The following is a 14,496-nucleotide window of genomic DNA, read 5'->3' on the forward strand; positions in this document are numbered from 1 at the left end:
TTTACTTCGCGCCCAGCGCCAGTTTGGCGACTTGTGGCGCAGGCTGGTAGCCCGGAATGACCTGACCGTCGGCCAAAACGATGGCCGGTGTGCCGTTCACGCCGATCGACTGACCGAGGGCGAACTGCTTGGAAACCGGGTTATCGCACTTGGCGGCCTTGATTTCCTTGCCGTCGACCATTTTATCCATGGCCGCTTTCTTGTCTTTCGAGCACCACACCGCTTGCAGTTGTTCATCACCCGGCGAGCCCAGGCCCTGACGCGGGAACGCCACATAACGCACTTCGATGCCGCGCTTGTTCAGCTCCGGGATCTCGGCGTGGAGTTTGTGGCAGTACGGACAGGTGGTGTCGGTGAATACGGTGATGTGCGACTTTGTTTCGCCGATGGCCGGGTACACCACGGTTTCGGCAACCGGGATGTCGTTGACCAGTTTGGAGATGCCCAGGCGTTCAGTCTTCTCGGTCAGGTTGACCGGTTTGCCGTCCTTGAGCTGGAACATGTAGCCCTGAACGACATATTGGCCGTCGGCGCTGGCGTACAGCACGCGGCTGCCCTTGAGTTTGACTTCGTACAGGCCTGGCAGCGGACTGGCGGTGATGGTCTCTACCGGCACTTCGAGCTGGAGGTTTTCCAGGCTTTTACGAATGGCTTTGTCGGCCGCGTCATCGGCGACGGCAAAGGTGCTGACCAACGCAATGGCTGCGGCGGCGAAAATCTGGGTCAGACGCATGAGAACTCCTGAAGGCGGACAAATGGGACGACCAGAACGCCGGTACCAAAACACCGGGTCATAACCGCCCATCGTGCAAACCGGCAAAGCCTATCACATAAGGCCGGCGTGGCCGAATGCGGCTGACGCAAGACATTAACGGTCAACCGCGCGGGTGGTGTTTGGCATGCAAATCCTGCAATCGCGCCCGGGCGACATGGGTATAGATCTGAGTTGTGGACAGGTCACTGTGGCCCAACAGCATCTGCACCACCCGCAAATCCGCACCGTGGTTGAGCAAGTGCGTAGCGAACGCATGACGCAACGTGTGCGGCGACAGCGACTTGCCGATCCCCGCGACCTTGGCCTGATGCTTGATGCGGTGCCAGAACGTCTGCCGGGTCATCTGCTCGCCGCGCAGGCTGGGGAACATCACATCGCTTGGGCGTCCGCCGAGGAGTTCGCTGCGGGCATCGCGCATGTAGCGCTCGACCCAGACAATCGCCTCCTCGCCCATCGGCACCAGCCGCTCCTTGCTGCCCTTGCCCATCACTCGCAGCACACCTTGACGTAAATTGACCTGCTCCAGCGTCAGGCTGATCAACTCGGTTACCCGCAGGCCACAGGCGTAAAGCACTTCGAGCATGGCGCGATCACGCTGGCCGATCGCCTCGCTCAGGTCCGGCGCCTTGAGCAGTGCTTCCACGTCAGCTTCCGACAACGATTTAGGCAACGGCCTACCGAGCTGTGGCATGTCGACGCGAAGGGTCGGATCGACGGCGATCAGCTTTTCCCGCAGTAAATAGCGATAAAAGCCTCGTACACCGGAGAGAAATCGCGCAGTGGAACGGGGTTTGTAGTTTTGCTCCAGGCGCCAAGCCAGGTGATCAAGAATCAACTCCCGGCCCGCGTTCACCAGTTCCAGTCCCTTCTCCTGCAACCAGCCGTTGAACAGGGCCAGGTCGCTGCGATAGGCATCACGGGTGTTGTCGGAAAGTCCTTTCTCCAGCCAGAGGGCGTCGAGGAATTGGTCTATCAGTGGATGATCGATGGCAGGCATGGGCACTCAAACGCGCAGCCTTGGGACTGCCGCAAAAAAAATCAACGTGAACGGTAGATACGACCGCTAGTCTTTCATAGCCTGCAAATTCAAGGAACAGGGAGCAGCAATGAGCGAACAGCAGATTTTGTTGGCATTTGGCGGAATTGGCGCGGCGGCACTGGGGTGCCAATGGCTGGCGTGGCGCCTGAAGCTACCGGCGATTCTGTTTCTGTTGTTGACCGGGGTTTTGTTCGGCCCGGTGTTGCATCTGCTTGATCCACAGGAAATGTTCGGCCCATTGCTGATGCCGCTGGTGTCGCTGGCGGTGGCGCTGATTCTGTTCGAAGGCAGCCTGACGCTGCACTTGTCGGAGTGGCGCGAGATTGGCAGCGTCGTTCACCGACTGGTCACCATTGGTGCGCTCTCGACCTGGGTAGTCATCGCTCTCGCCACTCACTGGCTGCTGGGATTCGACTGGATGCTGGCCATTCTCTTCGGCAGCCTGACGCTGGTCACCGGGCCGACCGTGATCGTGCCGATGCTGCGCGTCGTGCGCCCGAAAGCCTCGATTGCCAACATTCTGCGCTGGGAAGGCATCGTCATCGACCCGATCGGCGCGTTGCTGGCGGTGGTCGTCTACAGCTTCATCATCGCCAGTGCCGAGGGCCACGGGCTCAAGGAAAGTTTGCTGACCTTTAGTGGCGTGATTCTGTGCGGCAGTCTGTTCGGCATTTTTGGTGGCTGGTTGCTCGGCACTCTGATTCGCCGCCAGTGGCTGCCGGAATACCTGCACAACCTGGCAGCGCTCGCGGCTGTGCTGGGGATATTCATCATCGCCAACGAGGTGATGCACGAATCCGGCTTGCTGGCCGTGACGCTGATGGGCATGTGGCTGGCCAACATGAAAGGCGTGGATGTGCGGCACATCCTGCACTTCAAGGAAAACCTAACTGTCCTGCTGATTTCCGGGTTGTTCATTCTGCTGGCAGCTCGACTGGACCTGAACGCCATGATCGGTCTCGGGCCTTTGGTGCTGATTCTGCTACTGGTGATTCAACTGATTGCCCGCCCCTTGAATGTGCTGATTTCTACCGCGGGCTCAAGCCTGAGCTGGCGCGAACGGGCGCTGCTGGGATGGATCGCGCCTCGCGGTATCGTCGCGGCAGCGGTGTCGGCGATATTTGCGATTCGCTTGCACGAGGCCGGTCACGAAGGCGCGCTGCTGCTGGTGCCGCTGACCTTCGCCGTCATCATCGGCACCGTGGTACTGCAAAGTGCGACGGCGCGGCCATTGGCGCGCTTGCTGAAGGTGGCTGAGCCGGCGCCGAGCGGCTTCCTCATCATCGGCGCCAATGGGCCGGCTCGCACGCTGGGCAAGGCGCTGCAACAGCTGGGCAGCCGCGTACTGCTGACCGACTCGAGCTGGGAGAACATTCGAGCGGCACGTATGGAAGGCCTACCGACTTATTTCGGCAACCCGGCCTCTCAACATGCCGATGCGCATCTGGATCTGGTGGGGCTCGGACATTTGTTGGCGCTGTCACCGTCAGGCGAAATGAACACACTGGCGCTGATGCGTTTCCGTCACGACTTTGGCCATCAGCGGATGTTCGGCCTGGCCAGCGGCCAGGAAAGCCGTCGCACCGACAAACATCGGACAAGCCTGGAACATCGTGGCAATCAACTGGGCAGTGAGGCGCTGACCTACGGCAAATTCGCCAGTCAGCTCAGTCAGAGTGCCGAGCTGTACAGCACGACGTTGACGGATGGTTTCGGCTGGGAGGATTACCGGATGCTGCATGGCGATCGCGCGACCTTGCTGTTCCTGCGCGATGACAGTGGCTGGGTGCATGTGGTGACGCCGGATAGCTCGCTCAAGCCTGCGGCGGGGTGGACGTTGCTGGCGTTGATTCAGCCCGAGACGGAGTGATCCCAAAAGATCGCAGCCTTCGGCAGCTCCTACACGGACTCTGCATTCATCCTGTAGGAGCTGCCGAAGGCTGTGATCTTTTTCAGCATTACTAAATCGCAGGCAACAAAAAAGCAGCCCGCAGGCTGCTTTTTTCTGCATCGGAAGCTGGACTTAAGCCAGTTTTTCCTTGATGCGAGCTGCTTTACCCGACAGGTCGCGCAGGTAGTACAGCTTGGCTTTACGTACGTCACCGCGACGTTTAACAGCCATGCTGTCGATCTGCGGGGAGTAGGTCTGGAAAGTACGCTCTACGCCAACACCGTTGGAGATTTTACGAACGGTGAATGCACTGTTTACGCCGCGGTTACGCTTGGCGATAACAACACCTTCGAACGCTTGCAGACGCGAACGGTCGCCTTCCTTTACTTTTACCTGAACGACAATGGTGTCGCCCGGTGCAAAGGTAGGGATCTCTTTGGTCATCTGCTCTGCTTCGAGTGCAAGGATGATTTTGTTAGTCATGCTGTGCTCCTAAGGTAAATCGTCGGATTTACCATCGATACGTTGTTAACTATCGTCCCGCTCGCGGATGTATTCCTCGAGCAGCTTCTTCTCTTCTCCAGAAAGCGAGCGGCTTTCCAGAAGATCGGCGCGTCGTTCATAGGTCCGACCAAGGGACTGCTGTAAACGCCAACGCCGGATGTGCGCGTGATTGCCACTTAGCAATACGTCGGGAACACGCTGATCCGCATACACCTCCGGTCGGGTGTAGTGCGGGCAATCCAGCAAACCATCCGTAAAGGAATCTTCCTCGGCGGAGTCCGCATGCCCTAAAGCTCCAGGCAGCAGTCGTGTAACCGCATCGATCAGGACCATCGCCGGCAGCTCGCCGCCAGACAGTACATAGTCGCCAATCGACCACTCTTCATCGACATGAGCATCAATAAAACGCTCGTCAATGCCTTCATAGCGGCCGGCAATCAGGATCAATGCATCCAGATTCGCCAACTCGCGTACCGCCGACTGAGTCAGTTGACGGCCTTGGGGGGACAGGTAAATTACCTTCGCTCCCTCCCCGGCTGCTGCCTTGGCCTGAACCAGAGCATCTTCCAGGGGCTTGATCTTCATCACCATGCCCGGACCACCGCCAAATGGGCGATCATCCACAGTGTGATGTCGATCCGTCGTGTAGTCTCGCGGGTTCCAACAGGTGAGCTGCAAGAGCCCCTGTTTCACCGCCCGACTGGTGATGCCGTACTCGCTGATGGCGGAGAACATCTCGGGAAACAAACTGATCACTTCTACGCGCAAGTTAGCCACGCTTAGAAGTCCGCGTCCCAATCCACCTTCATCTCGCCTGCTGCCAGGTCGATGGCCAACACGCATTGCTCGGTATACGGCAACAGGCGTTCGCGATCATCCAGGCTGCCAGCGCAAGGCTTGACCACCATTACATCATTCGAGCCGGTCTCCAGCAGGTGATCGATCTTCCCGAACAGTTGTCCGAGGGTGTCGATGACCTTGAGACCTTCCAGCTGGTACCAGTAGTACTCGCCGTCGGTCAGTTCAGGGAACAGGTTGCGCGGCACGCAGATCTCATAACCGGCCAGAAGACGAGCTTCTTCACGATCATCGAGACCCTTGAGCTTTGCGACCAGGAACTTGTCGTTCCCGCGTCCGCTGACCAGCTCTACCTGCTTTACATTGCCGTCACGCTTGAGCGTCCAGGTTTTGTAATCCAGCAGGTTCTTAATCGGATCAGTAAAGGAGTACACCTTCACTTCGCCGCGAACGCCGTGAACCGAGTAAATCTTGCCGATAACGATCAAATCATCAGCAACAGCTGGCGTCGCGTTCATATTGCTCAGGCCGCAGCCTTAGCAGATTCCTTCAACAACTGAGCAACGCGCTCAGAAGGTTGTGCACCAACGCTCAGCCAGTAGGCTACGCGCTCTTGGTTCACGGACAGACGGACTTCTTGACCACGAGCAACAGGGTTGAAGAAACCAACCTGTTCCTTGTGCGAACCGTCGCGCGGGTTGCGGCTGTCGGTTACGGTCAAGTGGTAAAACGGGCGCTTTTTGGAGCCGCCAAGGGCAAGACGGATTGTTAGCATGTGAACATCGTTCCTGTAGTCGGTGCTGCAAATCTAAAGGCACAGCGGGCATAGGTGCCCGAAAGGCCGCATATTCTAAGGAATATCCGGACTTTTGCAAATGACTTTTTCCGGCGGCCTATCGGTCGCCATGCAGATTTGCTATAGAGCCGTCGTTGAAAACGGCCGGTCAGCTCCCGCCAAGTGCGGGTTTGCTGTGTATCCCACGTCCGTGCGGGGCAGCGCCGACCTGATGGCCGGCGCGGATTCTTTACATTTTCGGCATGCCGCCGCCGGGTAGCATGCCACCCATGCCGCGCATCATCTTGGCCATTCCGCCTTTCGCGGAGAACTTCTTCATCATCTTCTGCATCTGCTTGTGCTGCTTGATCAAGCGACCGATGTCCTGCACCTGCGTGCCGGAACCCATGGCGATGCGGCGTTTGCGCGAACCGCTGATCAGCTCAGGGTCGCGGCGCTCGGCCGGGGTCATGGAGTTGATGATGGCTTCCATCTGCTTGAACTGCTTCTCTGCCGCAGTCTGGGCATTGCCCATTTGCGCCAGGTTCACGCCGCCCATGTTCGGCAGCTTGTCCATGAGGCCGCCGAGGCCGCCCATGTTCTTCATCTGTTGCAGCTGATCGCGGAAGTCTTCGAGGTCGAAGCCTTTGCCCTTCTTCAGCTTCTTGGCCAGTTTGTCGGCCTTGTCCTTGTCAAGGGTCGCTTCCGCCTGCTCGATCAGGCTGAGCACGTCGCCCATGCCGAGGATGCGCGAAGCAATACGCTCAGGGTGGAACGGGTCGAGCGCTTCGCTCTTCTCGCCCATACCGATGAACTTGATCGGCTTGCCGGTGATGGCACGCACCGACAGCGCGGCACCGCCACGGGCGTCGCCGTCGACCTTGGTCAGGATCACACCGGTCAGTGGCAGCGCATCGCCAAAGGCCTTGGCCGTGTTGGCGGCGTCTTGGCCGGTCATGGCGTCGACCACGAACAGGGTTTCGACCGGATTGATCGCGGCATGCAGCGCCTTGATCTCGCCCATCATCTCTTCATCGATGTGCAGGCGGCCGGCGGTATCGACGATGACCACGTCGATGAATTTGAGTTTTGCTTCCTTAATAGCCGCTTGCGCGATCTCGACCGGCTTCTGGCTCAGGTCGGATGGGAAGAAGGTAACGCCAACTTCACCAGCCAGCATTTCCAGCTGCTTGATCGCCGCCGGACGGTAAACGTCCGCGGACACGACCATGACCGACTTCTTCTTGCGCTCTTTAAGGAAGCGCGCGAGCTTGCCGGCGGTGGTGGTTTTACCCGCACCTTGCAAACCGGCCATCAGAATGACCGCTGGCGGCACGGCGCTCAGGTTCAAATCTTCGTTGGCCGCGCCCATCAGGCTTTCGAGTTCGGCCTGGACGATCTTCACGAAGGCCTGGCCCGGTGTCAGGCTGCGCGACACTTCGGTGCCGACGGCACGTTCCTTGACCGAATTGACGAAGTCCTTGACCACCGGCAGGGCGACGTCGGCTTCGAGCAACGCCATGCGCACTTCGCGCAGGGTGTCTTTGATGTTGTCCTCGGTCAGCTTCGCCTTGCCGGTGACATGGCGCAGCGTCTGCGAGAGACGGTCGGTTAAGTTTTCAAACATTGCGCGATCCTTTCAGGCCCTGTGTAGACCGGGATAATGGCGGCCCGGACCGGACTAAACATGTGCTCGGCGAGCCTGCGGCGTGGGCAGGTCGCGGATTATAGCGAAGACTGCGTCCGGCGGACACCTCGTCGTCAGCTTGCGTGGTCTTTCGTGCTGCGTGGGTTCTATGCCAAACTCAGCGCCTTTCGGGCTTGCCTAACAGGACTTATGCTCCCCTTGTCACCCAGTTCGCTTACCACCCTCGCCGCCGCTTGTTTATATGCCGCTGCGACTTTCTATCAAGGCACTCGCCTGGCCAACTGCGCCAAGGCGAACAAACGCCTGCTGGTCACGCTCGGTGTGCTTGCCGTGCTGGCCCACAGCGCCAGCCTGTTCGCCCACCTGTTGACACCGATCGGCCTGGGCCTGGATTTCTTCAGCGCCGCCAGCCTGATTGCCGCAGCGGTCATCGCCCTGACCCTGATCGCGTGTTCACGCATTCCGGTGGAAAACCTGCTGGTCTTGCTGTTCCCGCTCGGGGCCGCGACCGTGCTGCTGGCGCAGTTCGCCCCTGCCGGCACGGTGCAGATCATCGACGAGGCGCCGGGCATCCTGGCCCACATACTATTGTCGATCCTCGCCTACGGCATGTTCACCATTGCGGTATTCCAGTCGCTGCTCCTGCTCCTTCAGGACCATCAGCTAAAGCACAAGCACCCGTCCGGGCTGATCAAGAACTTCCCGCCGCTGCAAACCATGGAAAGCCTGCTGTTCGGTTTCCTGTGGGCCGGCTGGACGCTGTTGTCGATGTCGCTGATCTCCGGATGGCTGTTCGTCGACAACCTGTTCGCGCAACATCTGGTGCACAAAACCTTGCTGGCCTGCCTGGCCTGGATCGTCTTCAGCGTGTTGCTCTGGGGCCGTAACCGCCTCGGCTGGCGCGGACACAAGGCCATTCGCTGGACCCTCGCCGGATTCTGCCTGCTGATGCTGGCGTATTTCGGCAGCAAGCTGGTTCGTGAATACATCCTGCACATCTGACGGGCGGCATTAATGGACGAATTGCCCTTAGGGCCGATGATCGCCGTAGTGGTCCTGCTGACTTTATGGTCGGGGCTGTTTTCCGCCATTGAAGCCGCGCATCAACACTTGCTGGCCAAGCGCAACGCTTCCCGTTCTAGCGACAAGCCGCTGGCCAGACTGAGCTTCCCGCTCGACAGCCTGATCTTCTGCAATACCCTCTGTCGCGCATTGGTGGTAGTTATCTGCACCCTGCTGGCGATTTTCACCTGGGCCGAAAACGGTCCATGGGCAGCCTGCCTCGGCGCGACCGCCATCCTGTTGGTGTTTGCCGATTATTTGCCGCGCGCCCTCGCCGTCCGCCATCCGGATGCAATCCTCGCCTTTGGCAACAACCTGCTGCGCATACCGCTGAAAATCGTTTACCCGGCAGCCTGGTTGCTCAACAACTTCAGCCAACTGCTGATGCGCCCGTTTGCCCGCAAGGCCAAAGTCGTCCAGCAGAGCGAAGACGAGCCGCCGAACGACCAGCATGACGATCGCGAGCCTGCAGTCCATCGCCAGCATCCATTGCCAGGCATCCATGCGCTGGACAACATCACGGTCAACGACATTCTGGTACCGCGCAGTGAAGTCGACGGGATCAACCTCGACGACCCGATCGAGGACATCATCGAGCAATTGCGCAAAAACACCCGCACTCGCCTGCCGGTGTTCCACAGCGATATCAACCAGGTCGAAGCGGTGCTCAACACCCGGCAAATCGGCCACTTGCTCCCCGATGGCAGCCTGACCCTGGAAGCGCTGATGGCGGCCAGCCGCGAACCTTACTTCGTACCGGAAAGCACCCCGTTGCAACTGCAACTGCTGAACTTCCACAAGCAGCAGCGTCGCCTGGGCATGGTGGTGGACGAGTACGGCGAAGTGCTCGGCATCGTGACCCTGGAAGATATTCTCGAAGAAATCGTCGGCGAGTTCGAAAGCCAGCAAAGCCTCAATAATCCGCACATTCATCCACAGGCCGATGGCCGCCTGGTGATCGATGGTGCTGCGTCAATCCGCGAGCTGAACAAGAGCCTCGGCTGGCATCTGCCAAGCGACGGCCCGAAAACCCTCAACGGTCTGGTGACTGAAGCGCTGGAAACCATTCCAGAGAGCGCGGTATGCCTGAAAATCGGTCGTTATCGCCTGGAAATCCTTGAGACCGAAGACAATCGTGTCACCCGGGTATTGATCTGGCACACCGGCCCAGCCCCCGTCGCGGCCGCCGTCAATTAAGCGCGTTTTCGCCTCTTGTTGAATCGTTAGCCACCTTCCTATAATCAAGGCGCTTACCCAAGCCTCGCCGGCCCAGTGCTTACCCCGCACACCGCAAGTTCCGGCCCGACCATCGGCAAACTCCGCAGCAAACCGACGACTGTTCCTACCTGGAACAGCGACCGTGCCTTCACCCACATCCCTGGGTTCTCGACCATAATAATTCGCTCCACTGGGGCACATGACTGTCAGGGATAACCGCATGACAACCAGCACGACTTACGACGACGCACCTGCGCAACCGACGAACTCCGCCACCCGCGTGGCCACCGCGAGCTTCATCGGCACTGCCATCGAGTTCTACGACTTCTACGTTTACGCCACCGCAGCAGCGCTGGTGATCGGTCCGGTGTTCTTTCCGCAGACGTCCGGCACGGCCCAGATGCTTTCGGCCTTTCTCACATTCGGCATCGCATTCCTTGCGCGCCCCTTGGGGTCGGCATTGTTCGGTCACTTCGGCGATCGCATCGGCCGCAAATCGACCCTGGTCGCCTCTCTCCTGCTGATGGGCGTGTGTACCACGCTGATCGGCGTGCTGCCGGGTTACGACAGCATTGGCGCTTGGGCGCCGATCCTGCTCTGCGTGCTGCGGTTCGGCCAAGGCCTGGGATTGGGCGGCGAATGGGGCGGCGCAGCTTTGCTCGCCACGGAGAACGCCCCCAAAGGCAAACGCGCCTGGTTCGGCATGTTTCCACAGCTCGGGCCTTCGATTGGCTTTCTTGCGGCGAACGGTTTGTTCCTGACCCTGGCCATGACGCTGAATGATGAACAGTTCCGCTCGTGGGGCTGGCGGATTCCGTTCCTGCTCAGCGCCGCGCTGGTGATGGTGGGTCTGTACGTACGCCTCAAGCTGCATGAGACCCCGGTATTCGCCAATGCCATGGCCCGCCAGGAAAGAGTGAAAATCCCGTTGGTCGAGCTGTTCAGCCAATACTGGGTTCCCGTTCTGCTGGGTGCTGGTGCCATGGTGGTGTGTTACGCGCTGTTTTACATCTCGACGGTGTTTTCGCTGAGCTACGGCGTGGCGACACTCGGCTACAGCCGTGAAACCTTCCTTGGACTGCTGTGCTTCGCCGTGCTGTTCATGGCCGCCGCTACCCCGCTGTCGGCGTGGGCCAGTGATCGCTACGGACGCAAACCGGTGCTGATCATCGGCGGCGTACTGGCGATTCTGTCCGGTTTCCTGATGGAGCCATTGCTGACACAGGGCTCGACCTGGGGCGTGGCACTGTTCCTGTGCATCGAACTGTTCCTGATGGGCGTGACGTTTGCACCCATGGGTGCCCTGCTGCCGGAACTGTTTCCAACCCACGTGCGCTATACCGGCGCGTCGGCGGCCTACAACCTGGGCGGCATTGTCGGGGCCTCGGCGGCGCCGTTCTTCGCGCAGAAGCTGGTGGCGATGGGTGGTTTGAGTTATGTCGGCGGGTATGTGTCCGGGGCGGCGGTGCTGAGTTTGATTGCCGTGCTGTGCCTGAAGGAAACACGGCATAACGATTTGAATCAGATCACCTGACAGATCGCTATCGCGGGCAAGCCCGCTCCCACAGGGTTTGGTGTCGTTCACAAAATAGCAATACGACACATAACCTGTGGGAGCTGGCTTGCCAGCGATGGGGCCCTCACTGACAAAACACAACTCAACTTTTCCCCCACCCATTGTCACCTCGCTCTACGCGCATCCGCTCATCCCCGCTATACTTCCCGGCTTTTCCTGAATAAATGCCAATAGGGTCCCGCCGCGCATGGATAAGACCTACCAGCCGCACGCCATTGAAACTTCCTGGTACAACACCTGGGAGTCAGAGAATTACTTCGCCCCGCAAGGCGCGGGCGAGTCCTACACCATCATGATCCCGCCGCCGAACGTCACCGGCAGCCTGCACATGGGTCACGGTTTCAACAACGCGATCATGGACGCCCTGATCCGTTTCCGTCGCATGCAGGGTCGCAACACCCTGTGGCAGCCGGGCACCGACCACGCCGGTATCGCCACGCAGATGCTGGTGGAGCGTCAGCTCGAAGCCAAAGGCCAGAATCGCCACGACCTGGGCCGTGAAAAATTCCTCGAGAAAGTCTGGGAATGGAAGGATGAATCCGGCGGCAACATCAGCCGTCAGATCCGTCGCCTCGGATCGTCCGTGGACTGGAGCCGCGAGCGCTTCACCATGGACGATGGCCTCTCGGAAGCCGTTAAAGAAGCCTTCGTACGCCTGCACGAAGACGGTTTGATCTATCGCGGCAAGCGCCTGGTCAACTGGGACACCAAGCTGCACACGGCGATTTCCGACCTCGAAGTGGAAAACCACGACGAGAAAGGCTTCCTGTGGAACCTGAAGTACCCGCTGGCCGATGGCGCCAAGACTGCTGAAGGCAATGACTACCTGATCGTCGCGACCACTCGCCCGGAAACCATGCTCGGCGACTCCGCCGTCGCGGTTAACCCGAACGATGAACGCTACAAAGCCCTGATCGGCAAATTTGTCGAGTTGCCGCTGGTTGGCCGCCGCATCCCGATCATCGCCGACGATTACTGCGACCCTGAATTCGGCACCGGCTGCGTGAAAATTACCCCGGCCCACGATTTCAACGACTACGAAGTCGGCAAGCGCCACAATCTGCCGCTGCTGAACATCTTCGACAAGAACGCAGCGGTGCTGCCGGCCTGCCAGGTGTTCAACCTCGACGGCACGCTGAACGAAACCATCGATGGCAAGATTCCGGCTGAATATGCCGGTCTCGACCGCTTCGAAGCGCGCAAGCAGATCGTTGCTGCGTTCGAAGCCGCAGGCCTGTTGGTCAGCGTCGACGACCACGGCCTGAAAGTGCCGAAAGGCGACCGCTCCGGCACCATCATCGAGCCTTGGCTGACCGACCAGTGGTACGTGTCCACCAAGCCTCTGGCCGAGCCTGCGATTGCCGCCGTTGAAGACGGCCGCATCCAGTTCGTACCCAAGCAATACGAAAACATGTACTTCTCGTGGATGCGCGACATCCAGGACTGGTGCATCAGCCGTCAGCTGTGGTGGGGCCACCGCATTCCGGCCTGGTACGACGAGTCGGGCAAGGTCTTTGTCGGTCGCGACGAAGCCGAAGTACGTGCCAAGCACAACCTCGGTCCGGACGTGTCACTGCAACAGGACAACGACGTTCTCGACACCTGGTTCAGCTCGGGCCTGTGGACGTTCTCCACCCTCGGCTGGCCGGAACAGACCGAATTCCTGAAGAAATTCCATTCCACCGACGTGCTGGTCACCGGCTTCGACATCATTTTCTTCTGGGTTGCCCGGATGATCATGCTCACCATGCATTTGGTGAAAAACGAAGACGGCACGCCGCAAGTTCCGTTCAAGACTGTGTATGTGCACGGCCTGGTGCGTGATGGCCAGGGCCAGAAAATGTCCAAGTCCAAGGGCAACGTCCTGGACCCGCTGGACATCATCGACGGTATCGAGCTGGAACAGCTGGTGCAGAAACGCACCTCCGGCCTGATGCAGCCGAAACTGGCGAAGAAGATCGAGAAGCAGACCCGCGACGAGTTCGCCGAAGGCATCGCCAGCTACGGCACCGACGCCCTGCGCTTCACCTTCTGCTCGCTGGCGTCCACCGGTCGTGACATCAAGTTCGACATGGGCCGCGTCGAAGGCTATCGCAACTTCTGCAACAAGATCTGGAACGCCGCGCGCTACGTGCTGGACAAGGGCGAAGACTGCGGCCAGAACGGCGAAGCCTACGAGCTCTCGCTGGCTGATCGCTGGATCATTTCTCAGCTGCAACGCACAGAAGCCGAAGTGACCCGTCAGCTCGACCAGTTCCGTTTCGACCTGGCCGCACAAGCCTTGTACGAGTTCATCTGGAACCAGTATTGCGACTGGTATTTGGAACTGTCGAAGCCTGTGCTGTGGGACGAAAACGCGCCGGTAGAGCGCCAGCGCGGCACCCGTCGCACCCTGGTTCGCGTGCTGGAAGTGGCTCTGCGTCTGGCGCACCCGTTCATGCCGTTCATCACCGAAGAAATCTGGCAGCGTATCGCGCCGCTGGCGGGCATCGAAGGCAAGACGATCATGCTGCAACCTTGGCCAGTGGCCAACGAAACGCGCATCGATCCGGCCGCCGAAGACGACATCGAATGGCTCAAGGGCTTGATGCTCGGCACTCGCAACATCCGTGGCGAGATGAATATCGGCCCGGGCAAACCGCTGCCGCTGTTCCTTAAGAACGTCAGCGCCGAAGATCAGCGTCGTCTGACCGAGAACGAAGCGCTGCTGAAGAAACTGGCACGCCTCGAATCGATCACCGTACTGGCGGCCGGCGAAGAAGCACCGCTGTCCGCTACCGCTCTGGTCGGAGAGATGGAAGTGCTGGTGCCAATGGCCGGCCTGATCGACAAAGGCGCAGAGCTCGCGCGTCTGGACAAGGAAATCCAGCGTCTGCAAGGCGAAGTGCAACGTGTCGGCGGCAAACTGTCCAACGCCGGTTTCGTTGATAAGGCGCCAGCTGAAGTCATCGAGAAAGAACGCGCCAAACTGGCCGAAGCCGAACAGGCTCTGGGCAAGTTGGCCGAGCAGCATGCGCGGATTGCCAGCCTGTAACGGCAGATCGCAATGAAAAAGGGAGGCCCATGTGGTCTCCCTTTTTTATTCAGCCCGTTTTTCTGTAGGAGCAAGGTTTGCCCGCGATGGCGCCTTCGGAATCGTCATCGCGGGCAAGCCTTGCTCCTACAGGTCCCCGCCTACCCATCGACTGTGGGACAATGCCCGCCACTTTC

General features: G+C 59.5%; 12 protein-coding genes. 5 read left to right on the forward strand and 7 right to left on the reverse strand.

Annotation, left to right across the window (positions count from 1 at the left end):
• Position 1: 1 nt before the first annotated feature.
• Entirely contained in the window at positions 2-733 is a 732-nt protein-coding gene (gene dsbC / locus V6Z53_RS27545) for a bifunctional protein-disulfide isomerase/oxidoreductase DsbC (protein WP_338582822.1), read from the reverse strand.
• A gap of 142 nt (positions 734-875) precedes the next feature.
• Positions 876-1,772 (reverse strand): site-specific tyrosine recombinase XerD, encoded by an 897-nt coding sequence (gene xerD, locus V6Z53_RS27550; protein ID WP_338582823.1) that lies wholly within the window; start codon positions 1,770-1,772, stop codon positions 876-878.
• Positions 1,773-1,881: 109 nt separating this feature from the next.
• Here xerD and V6Z53_RS27555 point away from each other — a divergent pair, with 109 nt between their 5' ends.
• Positions 1,882-3,684 (forward strand): sodium:proton antiporter, encoded by a 1,803-nt coding sequence (locus V6Z53_RS27555; RefSeq protein ID WP_338582824.1) that lies wholly within the window; start codon positions 1,882-1,884, stop codon positions 3,682-3,684.
• A gap of 153 nt (positions 3,685-3,837) precedes the next feature.
• Here V6Z53_RS27555 and rplS read toward each other — a convergent pair whose 3' ends face one another.
• The 5 genes from rplS to ffh all read right to left on the reverse strand — a co-directional run bounded on the left by rplS (position 3,838) and on the right by ffh (position 7,409).
• Positions 3,838-4,188: a 50S ribosomal protein L19 gene (rplS, locus tag V6Z53_RS27560; protein WP_003175895.1), complete on the reverse strand. Its 351-nt coding sequence runs from the start codon at positions 4,186-4,188 to the stop codon at positions 3,838-3,840.
• 45 nt (positions 4,189-4,233) lie between these two features.
• Positions 4,234-4,944 carry a tRNA (guanosine(37)-N1)-methyltransferase TrmD gene (gene trmD / locus V6Z53_RS27565; RefSeq protein WP_239142514.1) on the reverse strand — a complete coding sequence of 237 codons (711 nt, stop codon included), beginning with the start codon at positions 4,942-4,944 and terminating at the stop codon, positions 4,234-4,236.
• A 44-nt stretch (positions 4,945-4,988) separates the two neighbouring features.
• Positions 4,989-5,525 (reverse strand): ribosome maturation factor RimM, encoded by a 537-nt coding sequence (gene rimM / locus V6Z53_RS27570; RefSeq protein WP_034149001.1) that lies wholly within the window; start codon positions 5,523-5,525, stop codon positions 4,989-4,991.
• A gap of 5 nt (positions 5,526-5,530) precedes the next feature.
• Positions 5,531-5,782 (reverse strand): 30S ribosomal protein S16, encoded by a 252-nt coding sequence (gene rpsP, locus V6Z53_RS27575; RefSeq protein WP_003198088.1) that lies wholly within the window; start codon positions 5,780-5,782, stop codon positions 5,531-5,533.
• A gap of 250 nt (positions 5,783-6,032) precedes the next feature.
• Complete coding sequence (gene ffh, locus V6Z53_RS27580) at positions 6,033-7,409, reverse strand: signal recognition particle protein (RefSeq protein ID WP_338582825.1); 1,377 nt, start codon at positions 7,407-7,409, stop codon at positions 6,033-6,035.
• Between the two features lie 210 nt (positions 7,410-7,619).
• On the opposite strand from ffh, the gene ccsA reads away from it, so the two are divergent.
• The 4 genes from ccsA to V6Z53_RS27600 all read left to right on the forward strand — a co-directional run bounded on the left by ccsA (position 7,620) and on the right by V6Z53_RS27600 (position 14,320).
• Positions 7,620-8,432: a cytochrome c biogenesis protein CcsA gene (gene ccsA, locus V6Z53_RS27585; RefSeq protein WP_338582826.1), complete on the forward strand. Its 813-nt coding sequence runs from the start codon at positions 7,620-7,622 to the stop codon at positions 8,430-8,432.
• A 12-nt stretch (positions 8,433-8,444) separates the two neighbouring features.
• Positions 8,445-9,689: a transporter associated domain-containing protein gene (locus V6Z53_RS27590; protein ID WP_338582828.1), complete on the forward strand. Its 1,245-nt coding sequence runs from the start codon at positions 8,445-8,447 to the stop codon at positions 9,687-9,689.
• Positions 9,690-9,930: 241 nt separating this feature from the next.
• Positions 9,931-11,244: an MFS transporter gene (locus tag V6Z53_RS27595; protein ID WP_338582829.1), complete on the forward strand. Its 1,314-nt coding sequence runs from the start codon at positions 9,931-9,933 to the stop codon at positions 11,242-11,244.
• A 229-nt stretch (positions 11,245-11,473) separates the two neighbouring features.
• Complete coding sequence (locus tag V6Z53_RS27600) at positions 11,474-14,320, forward strand: valine--tRNA ligase (protein WP_338582830.1); 2,847 nt, start codon at positions 11,474-11,476, stop codon at positions 14,318-14,320.
• The last annotated feature ends 176 nt before the right edge of the window (positions 14,321-14,496 follow it).

The sequence above is a fragment of the Pseudomonas sp. MAG733B genome (genome assembly GCF_036884845.1).
GTDB lineage: Bacteria > Pseudomonadota > Gammaproteobacteria > Pseudomonadales > Pseudomonadaceae > Aquipseudomonas.

Coding starts and splice junctions, on each gene's coding strand:
- V6Z53_RS27600 (WP_338582830.1), top strand. CDS start 11,474: ATGGATAAGACCTACCAGCCGCACGCCATTGAAACTTCCTGGTACAAC.
- trmD (WP_239142514.1), bottom strand. CDS start 4,944: ATGTTCTCCGCCATCAGCGAGTACGGCATCACCAGTCGGGCGGTGAAA.
- rplS (WP_003175895.1), bottom strand. CDS start 4,188: ATGACTAACAAAATCATCCTTGCACTCGAAGCAGAGCAGATGACCAAA.
- rimM (WP_034149001.1), bottom strand. CDS start 5,525: ATGAACGCGACGCCAGCTGTTGCTGATGATTTGATCGTTATCGGCAAG.
- V6Z53_RS27595 (WP_338582829.1), top strand. CDS start 9,931: ATGACAACCAGCACGACTTACGACGACGCACCTGCGCAACCGACGAAC.
- ccsA (WP_338582826.1), top strand. CDS start 7,620: ATGCTCCCCTTGTCACCCAGTTCGCTTACCACCCTCGCCGCCGCTTGT.
- ffh (WP_338582825.1), bottom strand. CDS start 7,409: ATGTTTGAAAACTTAACCGACCGTCTCTCGCAGACGCTGCGCCATGTC.
- xerD (WP_338582823.1), bottom strand. CDS start 1,772: ATGCCTGCCATCGATCATCCACTGATAGACCAATTCCTCGACGCCCTC.
- dsbC (WP_338582822.1), bottom strand. CDS start 733: ATGCGTCTGACCCAGATTTTCGCCGCCGCAGCCATTGCGTTGGTCAGC.
- rpsP (WP_003198088.1), bottom strand. CDS start 5,782: ATGCTAACAATCCGTCTTGCCCTTGGCGGCTCCAAAAAGCGCCCGTTT.
- V6Z53_RS27590 (WP_338582828.1), top strand. CDS start 8,445: ATGGACGAATTGCCCTTAGGGCCGATGATCGCCGTAGTGGTCCTGCTG.
- V6Z53_RS27555 (WP_338582824.1), top strand. CDS start 1,882: ATGAGCGAACAGCAGATTTTGTTGGCATTTGGCGGAATTGGCGCGGCG.